The organism is Consotaella aegiceratis, assembly GCF_036541425.1.
Classification (GTDB): Bacteria; Pseudomonadota; Alphaproteobacteria; order Rhizobiales; family Rhizobiaceae; genus Consotaella; species Consotaella aegiceratis.
Window position 1 is genome coordinate 1 of record NZ_JAZHFT010000101.1, and the last position, 3705, is coordinate 3705.

Annotated in this window: 5 protein-coding genes and 1 pseudogene; 5 read left to right on the forward strand and 1 reads right to left on the reverse strand. The window is 61.9% G+C overall.

From position 1 onward, the window contains the following. The 3 genes from SMD10_RS24965 to SMD10_RS24975 all read left to right on the forward strand — a co-directional run. The coding region (locus tag SMD10_RS24965; RefSeq protein WP_331686520.1) for an IS66 family transposase at positions 1 to 248 on the forward strand (248 nt) is incomplete at its 5' end. A 204-nt stretch (positions 249 to 452) separates the two neighbouring features. Beyond that, positions 453 to 1043, forward strand: coding sequence for a helix-turn-helix domain-containing protein (locus SMD10_RS24970; protein ID WP_331688435.1), 591 nt, complete (start codon positions 453 to 455; stop codon positions 1041 to 1043). After that, entirely contained in the window at positions 1036 to 2265 is a 1230-nt protein-coding gene (locus SMD10_RS24975) for a type II toxin-antitoxin system HipA family toxin (protein ID WP_331688438.1), read from the forward strand. Before SMD10_RS24970 ends, SMD10_RS24975 begins: the two co-directional genes overlap by 8 nt. A 32-nt stretch (positions 2266 to 2297) precedes the next feature. Here SMD10_RS24975 and SMD10_RS24980 read toward each other — a convergent pair whose 3' ends face one another. After that, entirely contained in the window at positions 2298 to 2729 is a 432-nt protein-coding gene (locus tag SMD10_RS24980; RefSeq protein ID WP_331688436.1) for a hypothetical protein, read from the reverse strand. A 32-nt stretch (positions 2730 to 2761) separates the two neighbouring features. Here SMD10_RS24980 and SMD10_RS24985 point away from each other — a divergent pair, with 32 nt between their 5' ends. Continuing rightward, complete coding sequence (locus tag SMD10_RS24985) at positions 2762 to 3082, forward strand: hypothetical protein (RefSeq protein WP_331688437.1); 321 nt, start codon at positions 2762 to 2764, stop codon at positions 3080 to 3082. Then, positions 3075 to 3530 (forward strand): annotated as a pseudogene (locus tag SMD10_RS24990) (ISAs1 family transposase); the annotation flags it as partial. The gene SMD10_RS24985 and the pseudogene SMD10_RS24990, both read left to right, overlap by 8 nt. Positions 3531 to 3705: the final 175 nt, after the last annotated feature.

Genomic DNA, 3705 nt, shown 5'->3' on the forward strand with positions numbered 1-3705 from the left:
AGCACAAATTCCGCCGCGCCAGAAATCAGCTTCTCACCTTCGCCGACTGGCCTGGAGCGCTCGAGGCGACCAACAATGCCTGCGAACGCGCGCTCCGACCCGCTGTCATCCAGCGCAAGGTCACCAATGGATATCGCGCCCTCTGGGCCGCCCAAGGAGAGGCCGACATCCGCACCGTCGTCGATACCGCTCGACTGCGAAACGGCGCCAACCCTTTCCAGACCATCCGTCACACCCTCAGCGCCTGAACGCGCAAGTCGGTAACGAGGGCGGGTAATTACCTAGCGAGTGTCCAAAGATTGCGACATACTTCGGACAACTTCTGATGCATGATCCTATATCGAAAACTCTTCCTGATCACTATCCTAGATCGCCAAGATTGACATTTTGAGTGCGGAGCAGTAGATACATCATCCTGATCATTCGTGGTTCCTGATCTAGGATAATGTATCGTGTCTTACCAGAGCGAAAGCCTAACCGCGCAGGCACGCGAAGTTCGCGAGGCCTCTGGCGTGAGTCAGCGCGCCCTTAGCGAGCGGGCTGGGCTGACTCAAAGCCATATCTCACAAATCGAAAGTGGCAAGATGGAACCCGGGTTGTCGAGTTTCATCGACATGACCCGCGCGCTCGATCTCGAGCTCATGCTCGTGCCGAAAAAACTCGTTCCCGCGGTGCTAAGCCTCGTCAGGGCGCAAGCAACGCCCGACATGCATATCCATGCCGGTCAGCCGAACGACAAGCGCTTTGCTCGCGCCGAACGGCTGGTCAAGAAATTGAAGCACCTCTACGGCAGTTCGGCCGATCTCGATCGCATCGAAGAGACGCTGCGTTTTTTGCGCCGCGTGAATCTCAGCGATCAGGAGATGCAATTGGTACGTGACCTGATCGCGCGCCTCGATCGATATCAGGCGAGCGAGCAGACAGCGCCGGTCGTGCGCGACATCGCGCAGAACCTACAGCGCCTACGCAATGCAATTGCCCACGCGGCTCCGTCCGAGCCTCGCCCTGCCTATGCGCTGGACGATGGAGACGAAGATGCCTGACGTCCCGGTTCTCGAGGTGCGACTCTATGACGAGCCGATCGGCTCGCTGACCCATTTGCAGGGGGAGCGAACGATTTTCGCCTTCAACGAAGACTACGTCGAGAACCAGGATCGACCGACCCTCAGCCTGTCGTTCAAGGACGACCTGGGTGGCCTCATCACCAATATCCGCCCGACCCGACGGGTCGTACCGCCATTCTTTTCGAACCTGCTGCCGGAGGGCGGCCTACGCCGGTATCTTGCGGAGCGGGCAGGGGTCAACCAGCAGCGGGAATTCTTCCTACTCTGGGTGCTGGGCCTCGACTTGCCAGGAGCACTGTCGATTCATCCGGCGGCAGGGGACGCTCTTCCGCCTGCCGCCGACGATGATTTGCCGGACAATGCCAAACCCAATGCGCTACGCTTTTCACTCGCCGGTGTGCAGCTCAAATTTTCCGCATTCGCGAACGCAGGGAAAGGTGGGGGCCTGACCATTCCCGCCGAAGGCGTCGGCGGCTCTTGGATCGTGAAGCTCCCGTCCCAGCAGTTCGGCGGCGTTCCCGAAAACGAGTTCTCGATGATGACGCTCGCCGGGATGATCGGCATGGACGTGCCGGTCATCAACTTGGTCGATCTCGATGCCATCGCCGGCATTCCGGAAGGCATCGGCGAGCTGAAGGGACAGGCGCTTGCCGTCAGCCGCTTCGACCGAACTGCCGATGGTTCCGTCCACACCGAAGATTTCGCGCAGGTCTTCGGGGTCTTCCCCGACGACAAATACAAGCGCGCGAGCTACGCCAATATCGCGCGCGTCATCGGCACCGAGGCGGGCGACGTGGGCGCTGCCGAGTTCATTCGCCGGCTCGTGTACAGCGCGCTGACCGGAAATGGCGACATGCATCTCAAGAACTGGTCGCTAATCTATCCGGATCGGCGATCGGCAGCGTTGTCGCCGGCATACGATCTTGTGTCGACCATTCCCTATATCGAGGGTGAGGACACGGCTGCGCTCAATTTTTCCAGGACCAAGAAGATGGCCGAGTTCGATGTCGACGAGCTTCGGCACCTGGCGGCCAAGGCCCTTCTGTCCGAAAAGCTGGTCATCGACACCGCCACGGAAACCGTCCAGCGCTTCCGTCAGGTCTGGCAGACCGAGAAGGAACATCTTCCTCTCGCCGCCACGGTTGTGAAGGCGATCGACGCGCACGCGTCAACCGTGCCGCTCCACGCTGAACTCGCATGAGCGGAGACCCCGTTTTGGTTCCTGTGGCGCGCCTAGCGACGATACTCGACCGGGCACAGCTTGCCCGTATCGAAGCCGTCCATCGCGGTTTCCTTTTTCAGCATCTCTACACCGTGCAGTGCCTTCTGAAGGCGGCGGAATTGTCGATGCAGAGCGTCGACGTCGAGAGCGACGAAGACGTCGAGGTTCAATTTAAAGGGCGGCGTATCTACGTGCAGGTGAAGCACCGGAAACAACCACTGGCCTGGAGTGACATCGAGGAGGCCTTGGCGCGCTTTGGAGAATTGCGCGCCGCCCATGGGCGCGGTGAGCGCGACGGGGAGCCGGGCTTCCTCGTCGTCAGCAATGCGGCTCCGAACGGCCCCCTCGCAGCTCGGATTGCCGCGGCCGATTGGTCGGTTGACGTCCACATCGATTGGCCTGCAGCAGATCCCGCGAGCGGATTCTGCCAGCCCCACAAGCATCGCTCATCGAAGCGACGGAGGTCGCGAGCCAGATGGCCGGGAGCTTGCCCTTTGCCACGCTTGCTCCGGAGACCCTCGTCTGGAAACTGGCCGGGCTTGTGTCTCTCGCCGCCACCGGAGAAAACAAGAAGCTGGATCACACCTTCCAGACCGAAGAGCTCCCCCGCCTTTTCGAGCAACTTATCTTGCAGTTGCAGGATCTGCCACTGCCGCCGTCTCCTTACCGGGTTCAGGAACACGAACCCGACCTGCAGTCCGGCGAAAGGGTCAGGCTGATCGTCGGCTATTCGGGGGCCGGCAAGACGTCTTGGCTGGCGCAGTCCGCGCAGCATGCCTCGGGCAGCCGCGATTGATGGCAAGACCTCCCGCCGTCGCCACGGCAGGGGCAAGGCCCAGGCACCGATCCACCTGGTCTCGGCCTTCGCCACCACCGGCCGGCTCGTCCTCGGCCAGGAGGCGGTGCCGGACAAGGCGGGCGAACTCGCGGCAATCCCGGTGCTCTTGGAGCGGCTCGGCGAGGACGGCGGGCTCGAGGGGGCGCTCGTCTCCATCGACGCTATCGCCACCAACGCCACCATCGCCAGTGCCATCCGCGCCGGGGGCGCCGACTCCCTCTTGGCCGTGAAGGCCAACCAGCCGACGCTGCGGGCCGAGGTCGAAGCCTGCTTCGACGACGCCCCCTCCGGCACGATCGACACCGACATCCAATGCGACAAGGGCCATGACCGCATCGAGGAGCGCCGCGTCTCCGTCCTGCGCGAGGTCGATTGGCTCGTCGGCCAGCGCCGCTTTCCCGGCCAGGGGGATCGCATTTGGGAATTTGAATTGGCATTTGTTGGTTGAATGGATTCGGATGAGGGCCTGGCTCTGAGAGGAGAAGGCCGATGTCCTGGTTCACGGCGAGCTTTGCCGAGGTTCCGGATCCGCGCACGGGTAATGCCAAGCGCCACGATCTTCTGGAGGTTCTGACGATTGC